This is a genomic window from Nocardiopsis oceanisediminis (genome assembly GCF_048595525.1).
GTDB lineage: Bacteria > Actinomycetota > Actinomycetes > Streptosporangiales > Streptosporangiaceae > Nocardiopsis_A > Nocardiopsis_A oceanisediminis.
This window is the reverse complement of sequence record NZ_JAFMZJ010000001.1, coordinates 934,629-956,406: the sequence shown is the minus strand read 5'-3', so window position 1 is coordinate 956,406 and position 21,778 is coordinate 934,629. Positions and strand designations below refer to the sequence as shown.

Here is a 21,778-nt window from a genome sequence, read left to right as displayed (position 1 = left end):
CGGTTACCGGCCGCTCCGGCTCTTGCGGCGCCCCATGACCAGGGCGCCCAGGCCGGCCACCACCGCGGCGGCGCCGGCGGCGGCCATGGCCAGCACCGCGGACCCGGTCAGCGGCAGCGCGGGCTCGGTGCGGTCATCGGCGACCGGGGCGGACGGGGAGGGGGAGGGCTCCTTCCCGCCCGGCTCCTCCGGCCCGCCGGGGTGCTCCGGCTCACCCGGCTCGCCCGGCTCCTCGGGCTCCCCCGGGTGCTCCGGGTGCTCCGGCTCCTCGGGCTCGCCCGGGTGCTCCGGCTCCTCGGGCTCACCGGGGCGCTCCGGCTCACCCGGCTCCTCGGGCTCGTAGCCGTCGTCCCCGCCGTCGTCTCCGTCGCCGCCGCTGGACGCCCCGGAGTCCTGGCAGGCCGCCCCGGCGTTGCCGGCCACGCCCACCGCGTTGCCGCAGGCGTTCACCGGCACGTCCACGTCGGCGCCGACCTGGTTGCCGCCGAGGATCGAGCCGTTGCCCGAGGTGGAGGACGAGGAGCCGGAGTCCTCGCTGACCGCCCCGGAGTCCTTGCAGGCCGCGGCGGCGTTGCCGAGCACGGCGATCGCGTTGCCGCACAGGTTGATCGGGAGGTCGGCGCCGAGGTCCACCTGGTTCCCCCCGCCGATGGAGCCGTTCCCGCTGGTGCTGCTATCGGCGGCGGCCGGGGCGGTGGCGAGCGCGAACGGTGCCGTGGAGAGCACACCGGCCGCGACGAAGGCGGTCACTGCGGTCCTTGCGGTGCTGGGCATGATGCTGGTCCTTTGCGTTGCGGCACAAGCCGAGCGGGGCGTGAGACGGGATGCGCGTGCCCCCTGCGGGCACGGAGAACAGGCGGAGGCGCCGGAGCGGCCGCACGGCATCGCCGGGGCGCGGCGGCGCCGGCCGCCTGGAGAGGTGGAACTAGTCGGGCGAGAACGACGGGTCGTCCGCGGCGTCGCGGACCACCAGGGTCGGGTCGCCGGGCAGGTCGACGCGGTGCGCGAACGGGCGCAGCGTGTCGGCGCGCTGCTGCAGCAGGAAGCCTGCGGCGGGCGCGGGGACCGGGGACGCGGGTCCGCCGGTGGAGTCGGATCCGGAGACGCGGGGGTGGCCGGGCGCGCCGATCGCGCCCTGCTCGCCGGCGTCCGCGGAGCCCGCGGGAACGGCCGCGGGGATCCGGGCGGTGCCCGGTGCGGCCGGGGTCTGCGCGGCGGCCGAGGACGCGCGCCGCTCGGCGCCGTCCTCCTCCTCGCCGCGCTCGTTCCCGCTCCGGTCGCCGGAGCGCTCGGAGGGGTCCTCGGAGCCGTCGTCGGACGGCCGCTCGGTGATGTCGGCGGCGCCCTCGACGGTGCGCTCCAGCCCCTCCTGCAGTCGGCTGCCGGTGCTCCCGATACCGGAGACCGCGTCGGCGAGGTCGCCCTCGGCGAGCGATCCGCCGGTGACCGACCGTCCGGCCTCGACGGTGCCGGAGACGACCCCTTCGGCCTGCTCCTCCACGGCGCCGACGGTTCCCCCGACGGCGCCGCCGGTGCGCTGGACCGTGTCCTGCACACCGCCGACCGCGCCCTGCACGGTGCCGCCGACGGCCTCGCCGACCGGCGCCCTGCCCTCGGAGCCGCCCTCGGACGGCACCGCGGCGCGCAGGCCGCTCAGTCCGGAGCCGTCCGGCCGGGCCCCCTCGAAGGCGGGGCCCCGCTTCCCGGCGGAGGAGACGAGGCGCTCGCTCTGCTCGGCGGCGCCGTCGACGACCGCCTCGACCCCGGAGGCACCGGGGGCGTCGGGCATGTCGGCCTGGGCGGCGGACGCGCCGAGCAGCCATCCGCCGGCCACCAGGCCGAGGAGGACCGCGGCCCGCCCGAGCGCCCGGCTCCCGCGCAGACGCGCAGCGGCGGGGAGCCCCCGCCGTACGCGTTCGTTCTGCGCCATGAAGCCACCTCGTGCACACCGATGGACGGAAACGAGCGGCCGGATTCCGGCCGCCGGCAGAGACCCTCCCCTGCCGACCGAGAGTCACGCTAGCACCACTCTGGGCGATCGTTCGGGTAAAAACGGGGAACCGGAACGGATTTTTTTCGGCTTCCCCCTCCTCCCCCTCCCCGTCCGATTCCCCTCCCCTCCCTCCTCCCGCACGCGAAAAAGGGAGGGGAGGCGCGGCGTGCCGCCCCTCCCCTCCCCGCTCCAGGCGGATCAGCTCAGATCGATGAACCGGTCCAGGACCCGCGCGCCGAAGCGCAGCGAGTCGACCGGAACCCGCTCGTCGACGCCGTGGAACATGCCGGAGAAGTTGAGCTCGGGCGGGAGCCTCAGCGGGGCGAACCCGAAGTTGCGGATGCCGAGCCGCTGGAAGCTCTTCGCGTCGGTGCCGCCGGACATGCAGTAGGGCACCGCCTTCGACCCGGGGTCCTCCTCCTCCAGCGCCCGGCCCATGGCCGAGACCAGCCCGCCGGAGAACTCGGTCTCCACCGACGGCAGGTACTGGATGAACTCCCGGTCGACCTTGGGGCCGATCAGCCGGTCGATCTCGGCGAAGTACTCCTCCTCCATCCCGGGCAGGAAGCGGCCGTCGACCTGCGCGGTGGCGGTGCCGGGGATCACGTTGGCCTTGTAGCCGCCGGAGAGCACGGTCGGGTTGACCGAGTTGCGCAGGGTGGCGCCGATCATCCCGGCGACGGGGCCGAGCCGCTCCAGGGCGGCCTCGGGGCTCCCCTCGTCGAAGGGGATGCCGAACTCCTCGCAGACCTCCTCCAGGAAGGTCCGGACGGTCTTGGTGAGCCGGACGGGGAACTCGTGCCGGCCCAGCCGCGCCACGGCCTCGGCCAGCTCGGTGACGGCGTTGTCGTCGTTGACCATCGACCCGTGCCCCGCGGTGCCGCGCGCGGTCAGCCGCATCCAGGCGATGCCCTTCTCCGCGGTCTCGATCAGGTAGAGCCGGCGGTCCTCCTCCACCGTGACGCTGAACCCGCCGACCTCGCTGACCGCGTCCGAGCAGTCCGCGAAGAGCTCGGGGTGCCGGTCGACCAGCCACTGCGCCCCGTAGCTCCCGCCGGCCTCCTCGTCGGCGAGGAAGGCCAGCACGATGTCGCGCGGCGGCTTGCGCCCGGTGCGCATCCGCTCGCGGACCACCGCCAGCATCATCGCGTCCATGTCCTTCATGTCGACGGCCCCGCGCCCCCACACGCACCCGTCGGCGATCTCCCCGGCGAACGGGTCATGGGTCCAGTCCGCGGCGTCGGCCGGCACCACGTCCAGGTGCCCGTGGAGCAGCAGCGGCGCCCGCGAGGGGTCCTCCCCCTCGATCCGCGCCACCAGGCTGGTCCGCTTCGGCGCGGACTCGAAGACCTGCACCTCCACCCCGACCTCGTCGAGCTTGGCCGCGGTGTACTCCGCCGCCTCCCGCTCCCCGGGCCCGGACCCGTCCCCGTAGTTCGAGGAGTCGATCGCGATGAGCTCCCGGCACAGCTCCACGACCTCCTCCTCCGCCGCCCCCGCCTTCCGCTCCACCGGCTCCGCCATGGAACCCCGCTCCTCTCCGCGCTCCGCGACCACTGTCCCCCGAACCCTCCCACGCCCCGCCCGGAAAAAACGATGTCCGCCCACCCCCGGACCTTTGCTATGGTTGACCCTGTCCGGCGCTGAGGCGCCGTCCACACCGGTCCGGGTGGCGGAATAGGTAGACGCGCTAGCTTGAGGTGCTAGTGCCCGTTAAGGGCATGGGGGTTCAAGTCCCCCCTCGGACACATCACGAGTCCCGAGTTCTCCCAGGTGGAGAGCTTGGGACTTCGTCGTTTCCGGGGCGGGCCCCGTACTGCCGCGCAGGCCTCCCGCGCGGGGCCGCTCCGCCCTGCGGCGGGTCGGGAGCCTCCGGCCCCGGCCCCGCGGAGCCCGCGGAAAAGGGAGAGGCGCCCGGCGCCGTGTATTCTTCTCGCCGTGTTCGGCCGGATCACGAGAGTGCTGCGGCAGCCCTGGGCAAGGGGGCTGTCGCCGGTGGTGCTGGCCGGCGCCTTCCTCTTCCTCTTCATCTGCCATGTCGAGAGCGCTCCGGCCTTCCCCGGGCAGGGGGCGGCCGCCGTCGCGGAGGCGGTGGTGGCCGACGGGGGGCATGGGCACCTCGGAGACGCCCACTGCAATGACGGCGGGCTGCTGGGGGCCGACCACAGGACCGGCGCGGTCCAGTTGGCCGTGGCGGTGCTCCTCGGGCTGCTGCCGCTCTCGATGGTGTGGGCGGGCCCGCCGCCGGGCGGCGGGCGGGTGCGCTTCCTCCGCCGGAGCCCGGTCCCCCTGGCCGGTTCCCGGCTGCTGCTCTCCCTCTGCGTGATCCGGGTTTAGACGAGCCCGGCCGGCGCGCTCGCGGCGGTGGGGCCGGCCCCCGCCGTCCGCCGGTGGCGCGGGGCGTCCGCCCTGCGCCCGGGAGCGCCCGGCCTCATCGCGCCTTCCGCGGCCTTGGTGCGGCCGACACCACCGCCGGCACGACGGCCGGCACGGCCGAACCGTCGCCGGGTCGGTTCCCGTGTGCGGCTTCCGGGGGCGAGTGCGCCGTTCGCGTGCTCGCCGCGGGGCCGGTCCGGCCGCGGAGGCGCGCTCCCCTCGTCTGATCCACGCAGCAAGGAGCGGAACCCCCTCATGACCGATGAGAAGAACGCCAAGAAGCACGTCCTCGCGGGCCTGGGCGCCCTCGCCGCGGGGGGCCTGCTGCTTCCCGCCGGCACCGCCCACGCCGAGCCCGAACCGACCGAGGAGGAGGTCAGGGCCGAGATCGAGGAGCTCACCGAGGAGTCGAGCGGCCTGGTCCAGGAGTACAACCGGGCCGAGGAGGACCTGGAGGCCGCCGAGGAGCGCGCCGACTCACTGGACGAGCAGGTCGGGGACGAGGAGGACCGCTACGCGGGGCTGCGGGACGACGTGTCCGCCTTCGCGTCGGCCGCCTACAAGTCCGTCGACCCGGCCTCCCCGGGCGTGGTCCTCAGCGTCGAAAGGCCCGAGGACGTCCTGGATCACTCCTCCGACATGACCTACCTGTCGGAGAACCAGAAGGCGCGGCTCGACGACTTCACCGACTCCACCGCGCGCCTCATCGCCCTCAAGGAGGAGGCCGAGGACGCGCGCGACGAGGCGGAGGAGGAGCGGGACGACCTCAAGGAGCAGAAGGAGGAGGTCGAGGAGAAGCTGGCCGAGCAGGAGGAGCTGCTCGCCGGGTTCGAGGGCGAGAACCCGGTGGCCGGGACGGCCTCGGAGGGCGGGGCGGGCGGGTACTCCGGCTCGGCCTCCGGCAGCGCCCGGTCGGCCCTGGACTTCGCCTACGGCAAGATCGGCACCCCCTACCTGTGGGGCGGCACCGGCCCCGACGGCTACGACTGCTCCGGCCTGATGCAGGCCGCCTGGGGGTCCGCCGGGGTCAACATCCCCCGCACCACCTACCAGCAGTTCGAGCTGGCGAACAAGGTCTCCCGGGAGGACCTGCAGCCCGGCGACATCATGTTCTTCTTCGACGACCTGGGCCACAACGGCATGTACGCCGGCGACGGCAAGATGGTGCACGCCCCCAGCAGCGGGAAGACCGTCTCCGTGGTGAATCTCGCCGACTACTGGGACCAGCACTTCGTCGGCGCGGTCCGCCCCTGATCCGCCCGTGGCCGGCCCCCGGGCCGCCCCGGGGCGGGAGCCGGGCGGGGGCGGCCGGCGCGGGAGCCGGCCGCCCCCCGCCCTACGGCTCAGACGGGGCGCGTGCAGGCGCACTGGCCCGCCGCGAGGGTGCCTTCCGCGCTCCCCGCCTCTTCGCGCAGGGCGAGCGCCCCCGGTGCGCCGGAGGCCCGGAGGGTCCCGGGCGTCCCGGAGGTTCCGGGCGTCCGGGAGCCCTCGGACGCCTCGGCGCCCTCGGGCGTCCCAGGCCCTCCGGCGGGGGCGTCCCCAGTCCGGGCGACGGCGCCGGCCTCGCGCGGCCACAGCGCCAGTGCGGCCGCGGCCCCGGCCGCGGCGAGGGCGGCGAGGAGCGACCACGCGAGGGTGAACCCGGCGCTCGTGCCGATCCACCCGGCGATCGGGTAGGTGACCAGCCATGCCAGGTGCGACAGGGAGAACTGGGCCGCGAAGGCCGCGGGGAGCCCGTCCCGGGGGGCCGATGCCCGGATCACCCGCCCGGTCGGGGTGACGATCAGCGCCATCCCGCCGCCGATGGCCGCCCATACCGCGGCCGTGGCCGCCCAGGAGGCGAGGCCGGTCGCGGTCATCGCGACGGCCGCGGCCGTCCCGGCGACGAGGACGCCGGCGCCGGTCGTCATCACCGCGCGGTCGGCGAGCCGGTCGAGCACGCGCGGCAGGGCCAGCGCGACCAGGAGCGTCCCGCCGCCGGAGGCGGCGAGCATCCAGGCCACGTCGGCCTGGGTGCCGCCGAGCCGGTCGCGGACGTGGTTGACGGTGTTGACCACCACGATCGACCCGGCCGCGGCGACCACCAGGTTCAGCGCCATGACCCCGCGCAGCCGCGGTGTCGCGGCGAAGGCCCTGATCCCCGATGCGACCCGGTCCCAGGCGCCCGTGCGGGCGCTGGGGCGGGCGTTCGGGATACGGGTCGCCAGCACCAGCAGCGCGGACGCGGCGAACCCGATCGAGGTGCCGATGAACAGCAGGTCGAAGGTGATGAACGTCAGCGCGACCGCCGCGAGAACCGGGCTGAGCAGGCTCTCCATGGTGTAGGCGACCTGGGAGGCCGACAGTGCGCGGGTGTAGTCGCTCTCCTCGGTCACGATGTCGGGGATGACCGCCTGGAAGGTCGGTGTGAACGCCGCCGACGCGGCCTGGAGGAGGCCGATCAGGACGTAGATGTGCCAGACCTCGGTGACGAACGGCAGCGCGAGCACCACCCCGGCGCGGACCGCGTCGAGCAGGGTGAGGAACGTCCGCCTGGGCAGGCGGTCGACGTAGGCGGCGGCCAGCGGTGCGATCAGGACGTACATGACCATCTTGATCGTCAGGGCGGTGCCGAGGACCGCGCCGGCGTCGGGGCCGGCGAGCTCGTAGGCGAGGAGCCCGAGGGCGACCGTCGCCAGACCGGTGCCGAACAGCGCGATTACCTGGGCACTGAACAGGTGGCGATAATCGCGGATCGCGAACAGGCGCATGGGGGGCTCTCCTGCCTCTCGGGGACGCCAGGACCGTCAATATACCCCCCTAGGGTATTCATGTCGTCAAGGGCGGCCGACCTGGCACGCGAACGGGAGCCGGGAGGCCACCGCGGGGAGCGGGCGGCCGAAGCCGGAGGGGCCGCCGTCCGCGCGGACGGCGGCCCCGGAGAAGGACGCGCGGCGGGGCGGGCGCGCTACGCCTCTTCGACCACCTCGAACTCGAGGGTGTCGGTGAACTCGCGGCCGTAGGAGTCGGTCGCGGTCACCTCGGCGGTGTGCTCACCGGCCCCGAGGTCGGCGGGGAGGTCGAACCGCCACAGGTGCATGGTCCGGTCGGCGAGGCTGCCGCCGTGGACCAGCTGCCGGGAGACCGCGTAGGGGTCGGAGTACTCGGGGCCGGTGCCGACCGCCTCGCCCTCCATCCGCTGGGTGCGCTCGGCCTTCCCCGCGGGTCCGCCGTCGATGCTCACCTCGACCTTCGAGCCGGTGGAGCCGGGGAAGAAGTTGGTCGTCAGCCAGGTCCCGCCGGCCAGGTCGCCCCGGTCGACGGCCAGGGGGTCCTCCAGCTCGGGCGCCTCGCCGGCGGGGTCGTCGTTCCACTTCTTCCGCTCTTCGTACCAGCGGCGGTAGGTCGGGCTGTTGACGCCCAGCTGCGTCTGCACGCCGTCCGGCTCGCCGGTGACGGTGTAGCGCTCCCGGAACCCGCTGCCCTCGATGTCCAGCGTCACCACGCCGGGGCGGCCGCCGTCCCGGCCGATCGCCGCCGGGTAGCCCTCCTCGCCGACCTCGCCCGAGTACCAGTCGCCCGAGATCGCGCCCGCGGTGATGTGCGGGAACGGCAGGCCCTCGACGCCGAAGAGGTCGCGCCAGCCCTTGGCGGCGTCGCCGGCCTTGAGGTTCTCGATGCTGTGGCTGTGGCCGGCCACCGCCACGGCGGGGCGGCCGCGGAGCAGCTCGTGCACGCGCTTCACCTGGTCGACCTGGTGCACCGGGGAGCTCTGGTCGGCGTAGTTGAGCAGGCCGATGTGGCCGGCGACGACGATGAGCCGGTCCCGGTCGACGTTGGCCAGGTCCCGCTTGAGCCAGGTGAGCTGGTCCTCGTCCATCCGCCCGTTGTAGGCCGGGGCGCCCTCCGGGTCGGCGCAGCGCTCCTTGATCCCGTCCGGGCCGTCCTCGGCCGCGGTGCACGGGTACTCGACGGTGTTCAGCGCCACCACGTGCACGTCGCCGACGTCGTAGGAGTAGTACTCCGGCGCCAGCTGCGCGCGGAAGGTGTCGAAGGCGTGCTCGGCGCTCGGGGCGTCGAAGTCGATGTCGTGGTTGCCCGGCAGCAGCCGGACCGGCCCGTTGACCTCGGTGAACAGCTCCTTCTTGATGTCGGGGTAGAGCGACAGGTCGTCGTTGGCGATGTCGCCGACGAACAGCGCGCCGCAGCCGGTGTAGTCGTCGCGCTCGGACAGGTCCTCGATCGCGCCGGCCCGGGCGTACGCGATCTCCTGCCGGTCGGTGGTCTGCAGGTCGCCGGCGATGACGCAGCTCTGCGCGCTGTCGGCGGTCTCCTCGCTCTCCACGACCGGGAAGTTGACCGCGGAGGGCAGCGGGCCGGTCGGCTCGATGCCCCCGTGGCGCAGCTCCGGGGAGCCCTCGGGCAGGTGGTTGTAGTGGAACTGCGGGATGTTGTGCTCGTCCAGCGGCACCTGGTACCCGGACGGCTGGGTGATCGAGACCGTCATGTTGTCGAACGCGGGCAGCCGGTACCGGCCCTTCCCGTCGGTCCGCACCACGTCGCGGCCGTTGGTGACCATGACGCCGGCCAGGCCGCGCTCGCCGTCGCTGCCGCCGTCCCGGTCGGCGTCGACGAACACCTTGCCGGTGAGGACCGAATCCTTCCCGGCGCCGGCCGGGGTCCGGACGACCTCGACCTCGCCGCGGTAGACGCCGTCGCCATGGCCCTCCGCGGGCTGCGCGGAGGCCGGCGCGGCCACCAGGGTCAGGGAACCGGCGACGGCGGCGGCCGCCGAGGCCGCCAGCGCGGTGCGGAAGCAGCGGCGCACCCGCGGGGCGCGGCGGGTCTGCGCATGTCGCGGATATGTCTTCAACATGCAGCGCTCTCCGATTCATCGGGGGACGAAACCGGCCAGGGGGGACCGGCGGAGAGCAACCTTTCTTGAGACGGCTGAACGGTGCCCCAGCCGTCGGCCAACGGTCGACCACCTTCCGATGACGAACGGCGAATGGAGCCGGTCCCGATTCGAATGCCGCGTTCTCGGCCCACCGCACGGCGGAGGAGACCATAAGGCCAGGTCTCCGCCTTGCCGGCGACCGAATGAGCGCCGCCCGAAGGACGCTATCGGAACTCCGGCGCACCACTCGGCATGAACACGCAGACCCACAGAAACCGCACGTTTTCTCCGGCCATATCCGCTTCTGATGGAAAATGCGCAGATCATGTATTCCGGTCGTCCGGAAAATGATCCGAAAGGCCCGCGGGTTCCGCTCCGGCGATCGGGCGGGCGGGGCGCTCCGACCGGATCCCCCCGCCCGGGGCCGCCTTTCCGCGCGGGCCCCGGAGTCCTCCCGCGCCGGTTCCTCCCGGGGGCCGGGAACGCGCCCCGCTTCCGGGCGCCCCCCCGCCGCTACCGGTAGGGCCAGAAGGGCGGCAGGCCCTTGAACGCGGGGTCCAGGCGGAGGGAGTGGGCCAGCGAGCCGAGGAGGCGGCGGGCGCGGGAGAGCGGGTGGTCGGGGAAGTAGGGGTCCCAGGCCGGGTCGTCGGCGTGGTTGCGGGGGAAGCCGCCGGTGACGCCGTAGGCGTAGGGGTGCTGGGCCCAGGCCGCCATCGCCTCGTCCGGGGAGGCGGCGCCGCCCTTGTACTGCTGGAGGAACTGCGGGAACACGGCGGCCTCGCGCGTCCCGGTGGGCTGGCCCTCCAGGCACTGGACCTTCACCGTGACGCTGCAGGCGGCCCGGGGGATCGTGTAGGAGCCCAGGTAGACCGTGCCGCGCTCCTGCTGCGGGTGCGGCCCCTTGACCATCTGGCGGACGGCGGGCAGCCCGTCCAGGCCGACCACGTCGAGGTCGACCAGGCCCATCCCGGCCTGCGCCGTGTTGGCGCTGATCCGGGCCTGCAGGTTCGCGGGGTCCTCCAGCGGGGCCGGCAGGTCCGGCACGACGTTGAAGAAGTCGAGGACCACCGCGTCACCGGCGCCGTCGGCCCAGACGTTCTCCCTGACCTGTTGGAAGGGGCGGACGTCGAACATCACCGGAGTCCCGGCGAGCCCGGCCGGCGGGGGCGGCCCCTGGGGCCCCTGGTGGTGCGGGTACGGATACTGGGGCTGTTCGGGCCACTGCTGCATCCCCGCACCCTACCCGCGCCGCGGCCCCCTTCCGCCGCGGTTCCGTCCGCGCCTCCCCCGGGGCGGCCCAGGCGCCGGCGCCGCCCCGGGGCCGGCCGGAGGGGCCGGGATCGGGGCGGGCGGTCAGGGCCGGACCACGCCGTTCTGGTAGGCCCAGACGACGGTCTGCAGCCGGTCGCGGGTGCCGATCTTGGTCATGGCGCGGCCGAGGTGGGACTTGACGGTGCTGGTCTCGATGAACAGCCTCGCGCCGATCTCGGCGTTGGACATGCCCCGGGCGAGCAGCCGGACGATCTCCGCCTCGCGGGCGGTGAGCAGCTCCAGGACCCCCGCCCCGGGGCGGGGGGCGGGCCGGCGGCGGGCGAACTCGGCCATCACCCGCCGGGTCACCGACCGGTCCATCAGGCCGTGGCCGGCGGCGAGCCGGCGGACCGCGTCGATCAGGTCGTCGGGCTCGGTGTCCTTGAGGATGAAGCCGGCCGCCCCGGCCTCCAGCGCGCCGAAGACGTACTCGTCGAGGTCGAAGGTGGTGACGATGAGGACCTCCGGCGGGTCCTCCGGGCCGCCGGCGAGGATGCTGCGGGTGGCGGCGAGGCCGTCGCCGCCCGGCATCCGCACGTCCATGCAGATGACGTCGGGGCGCAGCCGCCCGGCCAGTTCCACCGCGGTGGGCCCGTCGCCGCACTCGCCGACCACCTCGATGCCGTCCGCCGAGCCGAGGATGACGCGGAAGCCCGCCCGGACGACGGTCTGGTCGTCCACCAGGAGCACCCTGATCACCGGGAGCCCTCCCTCTCCTTGTCCGCGGTGCCGCCGGGCGCGACCGCGCCCCGGCCCTCCCGGTCGAGCGGGATGTCCAGCCGGACCCGCCACCCGCCGCCGGGGGCCGGGCCGGCCTCCAGTCCGGCGCCGATCAGCTGGGCCCGCTCCGCCATGCCGATCAGCCCCATCCCGCGCGGGGCGGCCTCCTCCGGGGGGCGGCCCCCGCCCGGCGCGGCCCCGTTGTCGACCTGCAGCACGGCCCGGGACGCGCCGCAGCGGAGCAGGATCCGCACGGGGGCGCCCGGGGCGTGGTCGCGGGCGTTGGAGAGCGCCTCCCGGGCCACCCGGTAGACGGTGACGTCGGCGACCGGCGGCAGGTCGCACGGGTCGCCCTCGCGCACCAGCACGACGTCGGCCCCCAGCTCCCGCTCGGAGCCGGCCAGCCGGTCGAGGGCGGCGGCGCCGGGCACCGGCGCCCCGGAGTCCGGGAGCCCGCCCCCGTCCGCCTCCCCGGGGTCGCGCAGCGCGCCGACGACCAGGCGCAGGCCGTCCAGGGTCTCCCGGCCCTGGGAGCGGATCCACGCGGTCGCCTCCCGGGCGGCCGCGTCGTCCCGGCCGATCAGCCGCTCCGCGGCGCCCGCCTGGACGACCATGCCGGACAGGTGGTGGGCGGCGATGTCGTGCAGCTCGCGGGCCATCCGCGCGCGCTCGGCCATGACCGCGCCCGCGGCCCGCTCCCGCTGCCGCTCGGCCTCCTCGGCGGCGCGGAGGCGGACCAGCCCGGTGTAGCGGCGGCGGGTCGCGGTATAGGCCCCGCTCGCGGCGGCCCCCCCGTAGATGAACAGGGCGGGCAGCAGTGCTCCGCCGATCCGGCCCAGATCCTCGGTGACGGTGGTCGACGGAGGCATCGCGGAACCGCCTTCCAGTACCGGGAGCAGGACCCCCGCCAGGAGGAGGTCTCCGATCCCCTGGGCGGCTCCAGCGACCCCCGCGACCCGAAGCAGTCGACGCGGTTCGAGCAGGGTTCCGCAGGTGTAGGCGGCGACCAGTGTGGCGGGCCCCTGGAGGTCCAGCTCCGGGGGCGTACAGGCGAAGATCCCCGCCTGGACGGCGACCGCGGCCGCCAGGCACGCCACCGGGCTCCTGCGCCGCACGGCCAGTACCAGGGCCTGCACGGCCAGCAGGGCGGTGAGCACGGTCAAGGCGACCGGAGCCTCCGGGACCGGCTCGTCCCCTTCCAGCACCGTCAGGAGCCCCGCCACGGACCAGAGCGCGGCTCCGGACGCCAGTGCCGTGGCCGCCGCGAGAAGAAGGTCCCGCGCGGAAGCGGAACGCACCCCCAGGCGGTTCAGCGCCGCATCGGCACGCGCGGTCACCCTGGGGTCCGAGAGGCCGGACGCAGGCGAGGAGGGATCTCCATCGGTCATCGTCACCCTGCTCTCTCGGCTGATTCGGATGGTGGACATGATGCCGTTCCCGCCGCGGGAGTCCTCCCTCCCGCGGCGGACAGGCGGTCAGTACGACAGATCGAAGGAGAACAGGTTGAAGACGGCCGCGAAGGCGGCCACCCCGATCAGGGCCGACAGGACGAGCACGGCGCCCAGGCAGCGCTTCCATCCGGCACGGCGCCGGACGGCCTCGAACAGCACCACGGCTGCGGGCGCGATGGCGGCGGCACCGAGCAGCTGGCCCAGCAGGAGCATGTACAGCGTGCCCTGCCCCACCGCCTGGAATTCCATGATCCGCGTAAAGACGATCCCCCAGCCCGCGAGCGACGCCAGCGCGCAGGCCGCGCCCATCCTGGTCAGGACCCGGGCCGTACGTCCGGCGGGGTCCCGGCGCGGCCGACCGGTGAGACGGCGCAGCAGCGCTCCGGCGGGCACCGACGCGAGCACGGTGAGCAGCACCGCGGCGGATGCGAGGAGCACCGGCCGGGCCGTGTCCGCGTCGCGCATACCGTCGACGGCCTGCAACGTGATGGCCGCGTCGAGGTTGATCGCCTCCACGCGTCCGCCCTCTACTCGCATCGCCACCCGGGTCCGGCCGTCGACCTCGCGCCACACCCAGGGCTCGACCTCCTCGAAGAGCGTGGGGCGCCCGGTGTAGGGCCACGGGGCGAACAGCAGCGTGCCGTCCTCCTGCGCGGTGACCCGGGTCTGCCCCATGAGCGGGCCCGTGATGGTCATGAAGGTGCTCCAGGGCATCCGCGACACCTCGTAGGTGCCCTCGGCCATGGCCGCGTGTTCGGCGGCGGTCGGCTGCACCCCGGTTCCGTCCTTGCCCTCGTCCGGGAAGTAGCGGTCGGTGAACCCGTCCAGGATGGACTGGCGCACGTCGTCGCCTTCGCCCGTGCCGTTGAGCGCCACGAACACCCCGGTCCCCTCGTCCGGGTAGAGCTGCATGTGGGCGTGGAAAAGGGCGGTGTCCCCTCCGTGACCGACGATCCTGCGGCCGTTGCGGTCCTGCTCGAAGAGGCCCAGTGCCATACGCGGTCCCGCGGCCAGGCCTCCCAGCTCCTCCTCCCCGAGGGCCGGTGCGTGCATGAGCCGGAGCGTCTCGGTGCTCAGCGGGGACCGGTCGCCGGCCTCGCCCAGGTGGCCGAGCATGAAGCGGGCCATGTCGGTCGCCGACGTGCTCATCGAACCCGCGGGGGCGTCCGCGACGACCTCGAAAGGCCTGGACGGCTCGGTGTCGGTCATGTACCCCTTCGCCAGGCGCCCCTCCAGCTCCCCGGGAACGGGCTGGGCGAAGGTGGAGGAGTCCATTCCCAGCGGCTCGAACACATTCTGCTCGAGGTACTCCTCGAAGGGGACGCCGCCGACCCGCTCGACGATGTAGCCGGCGAGCGTGATGCCGTAGTTGGAGTAGGCGGGCATCGTGCCGGGCTCGTACACCTGCTCCGGGGCGTCGTTCTTCACATATTCGCCCAGGTCGGGCACTTTCCCCTCCCCGCTGATACCGCCGCCGTACCGCTCTTCGTAGCCGGCGGTGTGGCTCAGCAGGTGGCGGATGGTGACCGGTTCCTCGAAGGAGGAGGGCGGCTCGAAGTCCAGGTACTCCGCGATGTCGGTGTCCAGGTCCACTTCGCCGTCCTGGACGAGCCGCATCACCGCCGTTGCGGTGACCACCTTGGAGACCGATCCCGGTCGGAAGAGCGTCTCATCGGCGTCGACCGGGACCGGGTCACCTCCGTCCGCCCCGGTGTCCGCAAGACCGAACCCGCGCGCGGTGAGGATCTCGCCGTCATGGACGACGCTGACCGCGGCGCCCGGGACGCCGGTGCGCGCCAGCGCGTCCGGAACCAGGCCGTCGAGCCAGGCATCGACGTCCTGCGCGGTGAGCCCGGCCGTCTCGGCGAGGGTGGGAGGAGGGTTGCGGACCGGATCGGCTGCGCCCCCGGCGCAACCGGCGGCCAGGACGGCGACGGCCGCGAAGGCGGCCGCCGCGGCCAAGGGCGTCCGGAGCCGGCGCCGCCGGGCCGGGCCCGGCGGCGGGGACGTTCCGATGGTCTCGGTCGGGTTCACGAGTCACTCCTGCTCCGTGGGTCGCACCAAGGGCGGCCGGATCGGCGGCGTCCGCACCGTCCGGCCCCGTCGGTCTCCACGGTCCCGGAGCGGCCCCCTCCGGCACATCCGGTTCAGGTGCCCACCGGGTTTGCGACCTTCGGCGGAGGCCGTCTCCCCTTCCCTGGTCAGCGCCCCGGGGACGGCTCCGGTTCGGCCGGGCGGGCGTCCCGGCGGACCGCGATGGCGACCGCGGCGAGGACGGTCAGCAGCACGGCCAGCCCGGCCCAGACCATCGGCCGGGTGACCAGCATGTCGCCGGCCTCCTCGCCGGGGGTGCGGCCGCCGTCGCGGCCGGTCGCCGCCACCAGCAGCAGGACCGGGACGGCGAGGGCGGCCGCGGCGCGGCCGGCCAGCCGGGCCAGGGCGCGCCACCGCCCGGGGCCGCGCAGGTCGGCGGCGGCGAGGCGCTCCGCCGGGCGCAGCGGGGCCAGCAGCCGGGCCAGCAGGAGCAGGGCGACCGGCAGCTGGAGCAGCCACACCGCGGTGCGGAACCAGCCGTCGAACCACACGTTGGTGCCGTAGAGCAGGGTGTGCCAGACGCTGAGCGCGTAGACCGCGATGACGAAGCGGTGCAGCACCCGCCACATCCGCGTCCCGGTCCACCTGCGGACGTAGAACGAGAAGCCGAGCGGGACCGCCAGGTAGAAGGCGATCAGGCCGAGCAGGATCGCGACCTGGCCGGTGCCGGAGCCGTACCAGCCGGGGACGAACACGTCGGCGAAGGCGGTGAGCGCGCCGCCCTCACCGGTCTCCGCGTTCTCGCGGAGGAGCTCGAAGAAGAACGCCAGCATGTGGCCGAGCATCAGGCCGACGGTGGTGATGCCGCTGACCCGGTGCCAGCGCTCGATGCCGGCGTGCGAGAGCACGGTCCACCGCCCGGGGGCGGTGGCGCGGAGCAGCCCGAGCAGCACGCTGATCCAGGCCCAGAGCAGCCCGGTCCAGCCGAACGCCTGGCAGGCCCAGTAGAACCGGTACCGGTGGGCGTCGTCGAGGAAGGGCATCACCATGAGGGTCTGCGAGGACCCCGCCTCGATCCGGTGGTGCAGCAGGGCGTAGACGCCGGCGGTCAGCACCAGGGCGATCGAGGCGTCGAGCAGCAGGGCCCTCAGGTCCGCGCGGAGGGTCCGGGTGTCCATACGGGCGCGCTCCGGCCGGGGCCGGGCCTCCCGTCCGGGGGGATGTGCGGGCATGAGCGGGGTTCCCGTCGTGTCGCGGAGGGGCCCTCAGGCTAACCCCCCGCACACCCCGCCACCTGAGCCCCCTCACCCCTTCTGACCTGGTATCCCGTACCGGTTCCGGCGCCGCGCACGGAGGGCGCGGGGCGGCGGGCGTACCGGTCCGGTCGGGCGGAGCCGCACCGCCCCGGAGACAGCGGACCGCCCCCCGGAGCGCCCCTCCCCGGCCGGAGTCCGCCGGACCGACCTTTCCGTCCGGCTCCGCCGGGCGGTGCGCGGAGCGGCCGCCGCCCCGCCTCGGTCCGGTCCGGCCAGGTCACCGCCGTGTCCGGCGTCACCGACGATCGGACGCCGGGGCGCCCCGAACACCGACTTCCGTCGCAAGGCGAGGATGGCTCCACGGAGTGACGCGCGGAGGGGATCCGGATTCCTAGCGTTGAGCCGACGCTGAAACACCTACTGATCGGACTCCGTACCATGCTCGCCCACAGCGCCGCCCTGTTCGCCGACGGCCAGTTCTGGGGTGTGGCCGCACTGATCCTGGTCGGCCTCTTCCTGCTGGCCTACGCCGCCTTCATCGTCGCCGCCTTCATCAGCAGCCTGGCCTCCGAACTGGAGATCGGGATGAAGCTGGTGTGGGCGCTGTTCATCTTCTGCGCGCCGTTCCTGGGGGCGCTGTGCTGGTTCCTGATCGGCAGGAGGAACGCGGCCGCCACCGCGCCGCGGTGAGGCCGGCGGCTCCGGAGCCGCGGGCGGCCGGAACCCCGCCGGCGCCCGTCCCGCGCCGACGGGGTTCCGGTCGCCCGCGGCGACGGCGGGCCCGGGGCGGAGAGCGCGGGGGTGAGCACGTGCTTCCTGGGTCGAGCGGGGCGGGCGCACCGGGCCAGGGGCACGGGCCGGCCACCGCATCGGCAACGGTGAATAATCGATCACCATGGTAATCGATCGATGACCGCGAATCGCGCAGAGCACCGCCCGGAGGCCTCCGGGGACGCCCATGAGAAGCGCTCACCCCCCGTGCCACCGGCACCGGCCGGAATTTCCGGCGAATCCCGAGGGGGTCCGGGTGCGGGCCGACCGCCGCCGGGGAAGAGCCCGGGCGGCGCGGAAAGGGCCGGGAGAGAGCAGGGGGAGAGGGCCCCGCGGACCGGGCTCCGCCCTCAGCCCATCGGGGCCGGGCCCAGGACGGTGCCGTTGTAGAGCCGGCCGACGAGGTCGCGCCACTGCCGCAGGCCGGTATCGCTGAGCGGGTCCTCGCCCAGGCTCCGGATGATGCGCTCGCGGAGCAGCGCCACCGACAGGTCGTGCACCAGCATGACGGTGGCCAGCCGCTCGCGGTCGACGCCGGAGGCGACCATGCCCGCCGCGGCCATCCGCTCGACCAGCACCGCGCTGAACCGCTGCAGCGAGGCGAAGGCCTCGTCCGCGTGCGGCCCGTCCCCGATGAGCAGGTAGGCCAGATAGCGGGTGACCGGAGTCGAGGCGAGCGCGCCGGCGATGCCCCGATCGGCCATCTCCCCTCCGGTGAGCAGCGGCTCCAGCGCCTCCCGGGCGAGCGCCAGGACGTGCTCGTCGGCCGCCTCCTTCAACCCGTGCCGCGAACCGAAGTGCTTGATGATCAGCGGCTGCGAAACGCCGGCCGCGGCCGCGACCGCGCGCAGCGAGACCGCGTCCGGGCCATAGGTCCCGAACAGCTCGATCGCTGCGTCGCGAATGGCCGCCTTCGCCGTGCGGTCCTCGGAGGGCATGCGCTCACTCTACGAGGAGCCGGGCCCCGGCGGCCGGGCGGTCGCCGGGGGACCGCCCGGTTCCGGCCTCCGCTACCCCGCGGCGGCCTCCTCCGCGGCGGTCCGGGCGGGCGCGGAGGGGAACCGCCGCACCGACGCCGCCATCACCCCCAGCGTCACCGCGGCGATCGCCGCCGCGGCCACCGCCGCACCGGTGCCCCCGTACAGCGCGACCGCGCCGCCGCCCACCGCTCCGGCCACCGAGACCCCGACGTAGAGGGCGCTGGTGTTCAGCGCCACCGCCTCGGTGCCGGCGTCGCCGGCCAGCAGGAGCGCCCGGGTGTTCATCGGCGGGCTGAACCCCCAGCCGGCGAACCCGTACACCGCCAGCGCCGCGGCGACCAGCCAGACCGGCGCCGCCCCCTGCCCGGCCAGCCCGATCCCGGCCAGGGCGGCGATGGCCGCGGCCAGCAGGGCGAAGGCGCTCAGCAGCGCCCGGTCGGCGCCCCACCGGTCGGTCAGCCGCCCGCCGGCGAAGGTGCCCACCGCGCCGGCCGCGCCGACCACCCCGATGAACACCGCGAGCATCCATCCGCCCCGGCCGCTCAGGTCGTGGCTGATCGGGCCGATGTAGGTGTAGGTCAGCAGCCCGCCCGAGGCGCCCATCGCGGTGCCGAGCACGCAGGTCAGCAGCGCGGGCCGGGTCAGGGTCCGCAGCCGGCGGCGCACCCCGGTCTGCGGGGCCCCGGGCAGGCTCGGCAGCAGCGCGGCACTCGCGGCCGCCACGAGCACCGCCAGCAGCGCCACCGCGACGAAGGTCGAGCGCCACCCGAACCAGGTGCCCAGCAGGGAGCCGATCGGGACGCCCAGGAACAGCGAGACGGTCAGGCCCGCGGAGACCACGCCCATGGCCCATCCGACCCGGCCGGGTGCGGCCAGCCGCCCGGCCATGCCGAAGACCGCCGGGGTGATCGAGGCGGCCACCAGCGCGGCCAGCACCCGCAGCGCGATCAGCGCCGGGTAGCCGGGAGCCACCGCGGTGACCAGGTTGACCAGCGCGAACACGGTGAGCCCGCCGGCCACCAGGGCCTTGCGCGGCCAGCGCGCGGTGGCCACCGCGATCACCGGCGCGGCCAGCGCGTAGGTGATCGAGAAGACGGTGACCAGCTGCCCGGCCGCCGCTTCGCTGATGCCCTGCTCCGCGGCGATCTCCGGGAGCACGCCCGCGATGACGAAGTCGTCCGTGCCGATGACGAAGGTGGCCAGCAGCAGGCACACCGGCCATCCGGTGCCCGCGGCACCGCTCTGTCGAGTGAACATGCCGGGACCGTAGGGGCTTGACACCGGCGTCAAGGTCAAGCGGCGGCCCCGGCCCGCGGTTGCGGTCGGGAGCGTTCCGGGGGCCGCCCCGACCGGAAAAGCGGGTCGGGAACTCCGCTCCGCGGGGCACCGTTCCGCCTGTGGCGCAGGGGTTTCCGCATCCGGGGCCCGCGGTGCGCCCAGGATCTCTTCGGAAGGACGCAATGGTCTTCAAACGCTTCCTCGCCGCCTTCGGTGTGGGCGGCCCCAGCATCGACACCGTGCTGGCCAACCCGCACGTCCAGCCGGGCGGGGTGCTCGAAGGGCACGTCGAGCTGCACGGCGGCGACGTCGACGCCCGGATCGGCGAGATCGCCGTGGCGCTGGCCACCCGGGCCGAGGTGGAGGTCGGGGACGGTGAAGCGGCGGCCGGCGTCGAGTTCGCCCGGATCCCGGTCTCCGGCCCGCTCCGGCTGGAGGCCGGCGAGCGCCGCTCGCTGCCGTTCCGCTACCCGGTGCCGTGGCAGGCGCCGCTGACCGAGGCCGGCGGCGCACCGCTGCCCGGCGCCGTGCTGGGGCTGCGCACCGAGGTGGTGATCGACGGCGCCCCGGACAAGGGCGACCTGGACCGGGTGCACGTGCACCCGCTGCCGGTCCAGGACGGCGTGCTGGAGGCACTGGCCCGGCTCGGGTTCGGCCTCAAGCACACCGACGTCGAGCACGGGCACCTGGGCGGCACCCGCCAGGAGTTCCCGCTGTTCCAGGAGATCGAGTACTACGCCTCGCCGGAGTACGCGCACGAGGTGAACGAGATCGAGCTGTCCTTCGTCGCCGACGAGCACGGCATGGACGTGGTGATCGAGTTCGACCGGCGCGGCGGCGTGTTCGGTGGGGGCGGCGACGCCTACGGCCTGTTCCGGGTGGAGCACGCCCAGGCGCACGGCACCGACTGGACCGCGCTGGTCGCCGACTGGATCGGCCAGGCGCTGGACCGGCACCGCTCCCTGTTCGGCGGCCACCGGCACTACGGCCACCACGGGGACCACGGGGACGACCACGGCGGCGGCATGATGGGCGCGGTCGGCGGCGCCGCCCTGGGCATGGCCGGCGGCCTGGCCGCCGGCTACGTCGCCGCCGAGGTCATCGACGAGGTCTTCGAAGAGGAGGAGCCGGAGGAGGAGGAAGAGGAGTAGCCACCCGCTCCGGCGGTTCCTTCCGGTAAACCGGTCGACCGGGGGCGGGGCCGGGTGGCGGCATGCCGCCCGCGCCCCGCTCCCCCGCCACCGCGAACGCCCCGGCCGACCCCCTGCCCGTGCTGCGGCCGCGCGGACCCCAGGGGTCGGCAAGACGGCGGCCTGGGAACTCCGCTCCCGCCCGGCCCGCGGTCGGACACTCCGGGCGACCGGCCGCACGCCCAACGGTCACTCAGCCGTCCGACGCCGGGGCCCCGCCGGCCAGCGCGCCGCCGGCCAGGTCGCGGACCACGCCGGTGAGCACCTCCAGGCCGGCGAGCAGGTCCTCGTCGGCGGTGTACTCGCCCACGTTGTGCGAGACGCCCTCCACCGAGGGCACGAAGAGCATCACGGTCGGCACGATGCCCTTCATGTTGGTCGAGTCGTGCCCGGCGACGGTCATGATCTCGTCGGCGGGCAGCCCGAGGCGGGCCGCGGTCCGCCGGGCCAGCTCCACGCCCTCCGGCTGGTAGGGGTCGATGTCCCAGGCGTGCGAGAGGGTCCGCTCGATGGAGACGCCGGCGGTCCGCTCGATCTCCGCGAAGCGCTCGTTGATCAGCTCGTCCGCGGCGGCGAGCACCTCCTCGTCGGCGGAGCGCAGGTCGAGCAGGAGCCGGGCCCGGGAGGCGACGACGACCGGCGAGTTCGGGTAGACGTCCAGCTGCCCGACGGCGGTGTGCAGCGCGCCGGGGAACCGGTCGGCCAGCTCGCGCGCGTAGGCGACCAGCAGGGCCGCGCCGTAGAGGGCGTCGCGCCGGTCCTCCATCACGGTCGCTCCGGAGTGCGCCTGGTCGCCGTGCACGGTGATCTCGTACTTGCGGGCCGCCCAGCCCGCCGTGACCAGGCCGATCCGGGTGCCCGCCTTCTCCAGCAGCCGGCCCTGCTCGATGTGGATCTCGGCGCAGAACGCGGCCTCGGGCCCGTCGCCCTCGCCGAGGAAGCCGGTGGGGGCGAGCGCCTCGGCGACGGAGACCCCGTCCCGGTCGCGGACGGCCAGCGCGGCCTCCAGCGGCATCTTCCCGGTGTAGACCGAGCTGCCCATCATCGACGGGGCGAACCGGGAGCCCTCCTCGTTGAACCAGTTGACCACGGCGAGGTTGAACCGGGGTTCGGCCTCCCCGCGCCGCCACTCCTCGGCGATGCGGAACACCGCGTGCGCGCCGGCCAGCACCCCGTAGGCGCCGTCGTAGCGGCCCGCGGTGGGCTGCGAGTCCATGTGCGAGCCCACCACCACGCAGGGGGCGCCGGGGACGGGCTCCACCAGCCCGAACTGGTTGCCGATCCGGTCGTAGACCACCCGCAGGCCGCGCGATTCCAGCAGGCCGGCGAACCACCGCCGCTGCGCGATGTCGGGCCCGGTCGCGGCCTGCCGGTCGACGCCGCCGTCGGGCGTGGCCCCGAACGAGCTCATCGCCGCGAAGTCGGCGAGGAACGCGGCGTCCGCCTCGGCGCGCTGCGGGGTGTCCATGGGTGTCCTCCTCGGAAGGGTCTGCCGGCGGGAGGCCGGGGCGCCGTTCCGGGGGACGGCCGGCACGGGCGCGG

General features: G+C 74.7%; 17 protein-coding genes and 1 tRNA gene. 5 read left to right on the top strand and 13 right to left on the bottom strand.

What is annotated here, in order from left to right; all coding sequences use genetic code 11:
• Positions 1-3: 3 nt before the first annotated feature.
• The 3 genes from J0910_RS04450 to J0910_RS04440 all read right to left on the bottom strand — a co-directional run bounded on the left by J0910_RS04450 (position 4) and on the right by J0910_RS04440 (position 3,517).
• Complete coding sequence (locus J0910_RS04450; RefSeq protein ID WP_420157238.1) at positions 4-774, bottom strand: chaplin family protein; 771 nt, start codon at positions 772-774, stop codon at positions 4-6.
• Between the two features lie 151 nt (positions 775-925).
• Positions 926-1,930 (bottom strand): hypothetical protein, encoded by a 1,005-nt coding sequence (locus J0910_RS04445; protein ID WP_420157237.1) that lies wholly within the window; start codon positions 1,928-1,930, stop codon positions 926-928.
• A gap of 261 nt (positions 1,931-2,191) precedes the next feature.
• Positions 2,192-3,517, bottom strand: a complete 1,326-nt coding sequence (locus J0910_RS04440) for a M20/M25/M40 family metallo-hydrolase (protein ID WP_420157236.1) — start codon at positions 3,515-3,517, stop codon at positions 2,192-2,194.
• 139 nt (positions 3,518-3,656) lie between these two features.
• On the opposite strand from J0910_RS04440, the gene J0910_RS04435 reads away from it, so the two are divergent.
• From J0910_RS04435 to J0910_RS04425, 3 genes are all read left to right on the top strand, one after another.
• Positions 3,657-3,741: transfer RNA gene (locus J0910_RS04435), tRNA-Leu, on the top strand.
• A gap of 190 nt (positions 3,742-3,931) precedes the next feature.
• Positions 3,932-4,330 carry a hypothetical protein gene (locus J0910_RS04430; RefSeq protein WP_420157235.1) on the top strand — a complete coding sequence of 133 codons (399 nt, stop codon included), beginning with the start codon at positions 3,932-3,934 and terminating at the stop codon, positions 4,328-4,330.
• A 294-nt stretch (positions 4,331-4,624) separates the two neighbouring features.
• Positions 4,625-5,623, top strand: a complete 999-nt coding sequence (locus J0910_RS04425) for a C40 family peptidase (protein ID WP_420157234.1) — start codon at positions 4,625-4,627, stop codon at positions 5,621-5,623.
• Positions 5,624-5,712: 89 nt separating this feature from the next.
• Here the strand turns inward: J0910_RS04425 and J0910_RS04420 are convergent, their stop codons facing one another.
• The 7 genes from J0910_RS04420 to J0910_RS04390 form a co-directional block, all read right to left on the bottom strand.
• Positions 5,713-7,119, bottom strand: a complete 1,407-nt coding sequence (locus tag J0910_RS04420) for an MFS transporter (RefSeq protein ID WP_420157233.1) — start codon at positions 7,117-7,119, stop codon at positions 5,713-5,715.
• Positions 7,120-7,316: 197 nt separating this feature from the next.
• The gene (locus tag J0910_RS04415; protein ID WP_420157232.1) at positions 7,317-9,224 is read right to left on the bottom strand and encodes a calcineurin-like phosphoesterase C-terminal domain-containing protein; all 1,908 of its coding nucleotides are present in this window, start codon (positions 9,222-9,224) and stop codon (positions 7,317-7,319) included.
• A gap of 534 nt (positions 9,225-9,758) precedes the next feature.
• Positions 9,759-10,475 carry a hypothetical protein gene (locus J0910_RS04410; RefSeq protein WP_420157231.1) on the bottom strand — a complete coding sequence of 239 codons (717 nt, stop codon included), beginning with the start codon at positions 10,473-10,475 and terminating at the stop codon, positions 9,759-9,761.
• Between the two features lie 123 nt (positions 10,476-10,598).
• The gene (locus tag J0910_RS04405; protein ID WP_420157230.1) at positions 10,599-11,255 is read right to left on the bottom strand and encodes a response regulator; all 657 of its coding nucleotides are present in this window, start codon (positions 11,253-11,255) and stop codon (positions 10,599-10,601) included.
• Positions 11,252-12,499, bottom strand: a complete 1,248-nt coding sequence (locus J0910_RS04400) for a sensor histidine kinase (protein ID WP_420157229.1) — start codon at positions 12,497-12,499, stop codon at positions 11,252-11,254. Before J0910_RS04400 ends, J0910_RS04405 begins: the two co-directional genes overlap by 4 nt.
• 252 nt (positions 12,500-12,751) lie before the next feature.
• Positions 12,752-14,761, bottom strand: a complete 2,010-nt coding sequence (locus J0910_RS04395) for a serine hydrolase domain-containing protein (RefSeq protein WP_420157228.1) — start codon at positions 14,759-14,761, stop codon at positions 12,752-12,754.
• 167 nt (positions 14,762-14,928) lie between these two features.
• Entirely contained in the window at positions 14,929-15,993 is a 1,065-nt protein-coding gene (locus J0910_RS04390) for a ferric reductase-like transmembrane domain-containing protein (protein WP_420157227.1), read from the bottom strand.
• 462 nt (positions 15,994-16,455) lie between these two features.
• Here J0910_RS04390 and J0910_RS04385 point away from each other — a divergent pair, with 462 nt between their 5' ends.
• Positions 16,456-16,707 (top strand): PLDc N-terminal domain-containing protein, encoded by a 252-nt coding sequence (locus J0910_RS04385; RefSeq protein WP_420157226.1) that lies wholly within the window; start codon positions 16,456-16,458, stop codon positions 16,705-16,707.
• Between the two features lie 431 nt (positions 16,708-17,138).
• Here the strand turns inward: J0910_RS04385 and J0910_RS04380 are convergent, their stop codons facing one another.
• Together J0910_RS04380 and J0910_RS04375 are read right to left on the bottom strand one after the other, a co-directional pair.
• Positions 17,139-17,726, bottom strand: a complete 588-nt coding sequence (locus J0910_RS04380) for a TetR/AcrR family transcriptional regulator (RefSeq protein WP_420157225.1) — start codon at positions 17,724-17,726, stop codon at positions 17,139-17,141.
• A gap of 72 nt (positions 17,727-17,798) precedes the next feature.
• Complete coding sequence (locus J0910_RS04375; RefSeq protein ID WP_420157224.1) at positions 17,799-19,025, bottom strand: MFS transporter; 1,227 nt, start codon at positions 19,023-19,025, stop codon at positions 17,799-17,801.
• A gap of 203 nt (positions 19,026-19,228) precedes the next feature.
• Between J0910_RS04375 and J0910_RS04370 the strand changes: the two genes are divergently transcribed.
• Complete coding sequence (locus tag J0910_RS04370) at positions 19,229-20,197, top strand: sporulation protein (RefSeq protein ID WP_420157223.1); 969 nt, start codon at positions 19,229-19,231, stop codon at positions 20,195-20,197.
• 232 nt (positions 20,198-20,429) lie between these two features.
• Here J0910_RS04370 and J0910_RS04365 read toward each other — a convergent pair whose 3' ends face one another.
• Positions 20,430-21,704, bottom strand: coding sequence for a M20 family metallo-hydrolase (locus tag J0910_RS04365; protein ID WP_420157222.1), 1,275 nt, complete (start codon positions 21,702-21,704; stop codon positions 20,430-20,432).
• Positions 21,705-21,778 lie beyond the last annotated feature (74 nt).

What these genes read in the sequence shown, in the direction of transcription:
- J0910_RS04425 (WP_420157234.1), top strand. Translation starts at nt 4,625, where the DNA reads ATGACCGATGAGAAGAACGCCAAGAAGCACGTCCTCGCGGGCCTGGGC.
- J0910_RS04385 (WP_420157226.1), top strand. Translation starts at nt 16,456, where the DNA reads ATGCTCGCCCACAGCGCCGCCCTGTTCGCCGACGGCCAGTTCTGGGGT.
- J0910_RS04365 (WP_420157222.1), bottom strand. Translation starts at nt 21,704, where the DNA reads ATGGACACCCCGCAGCGCGCCGAGGCGGACGCCGCGTTCCTCGCCGAC.
- J0910_RS04380 (WP_420157225.1), bottom strand. Translation starts at nt 17,726, where the DNA reads ATGCCCTCCGAGGACCGCACGGCGAAGGCGGCCATTCGCGACGCAGCG.
- J0910_RS04370 (WP_420157223.1), top strand. Translation starts at nt 19,229, where the DNA reads ATGGTCTTCAAACGCTTCCTCGCCGCCTTCGGTGTGGGCGGCCCCAGC.
- J0910_RS04375 (WP_420157224.1), bottom strand. Translation starts at nt 19,025, where the DNA reads ATGTTCACTCGACAGAGCGGTGCCGCGGGCACCGGATGGCCGGTGTGC.
- J0910_RS04445 (WP_420157237.1), bottom strand. Translation starts at nt 1,930, where the DNA reads ATGGCGCAGAACGAACGCGTACGGCGGGGGCTCCCCGCCGCTGCGCGT.
- J0910_RS04390 (WP_420157227.1), bottom strand. Translation starts at nt 15,993, where the DNA reads ATGCCCGCACATCCCCCCGGACGGGAGGCCCGGCCCCGGCCGGAGCGC.
- J0910_RS04410 (WP_420157231.1), bottom strand. Translation starts at nt 10,475, where the DNA reads ATGCAGCAGTGGCCCGAACAGCCCCAGTATCCGTACCCGCACCACCAG.
- J0910_RS04450 (WP_420157238.1), bottom strand. Translation starts at nt 774, where the DNA reads ATGCCCAGCACCGCAAGGACCGCAGTGACCGCCTTCGTCGCGGCCGGT.
- J0910_RS04415 (WP_420157232.1), bottom strand. Translation starts at nt 9,224, where the DNA reads ATGTTGAAGACATATCCGCGACATGCGCAGACCCGCCGCGCCCCGCGG.
- J0910_RS04420 (WP_420157233.1), bottom strand. Translation starts at nt 7,119, where the DNA reads ATGCGCCTGTTCGCGATCCGCGATTATCGCCACCTGTTCAGTGCCCAG.
- J0910_RS04440 (WP_420157236.1), bottom strand. Translation starts at nt 3,517, where the DNA reads ATGGCGGAGCCGGTGGAGCGGAAGGCGGGGGCGGCGGAGGAGGAGGTC.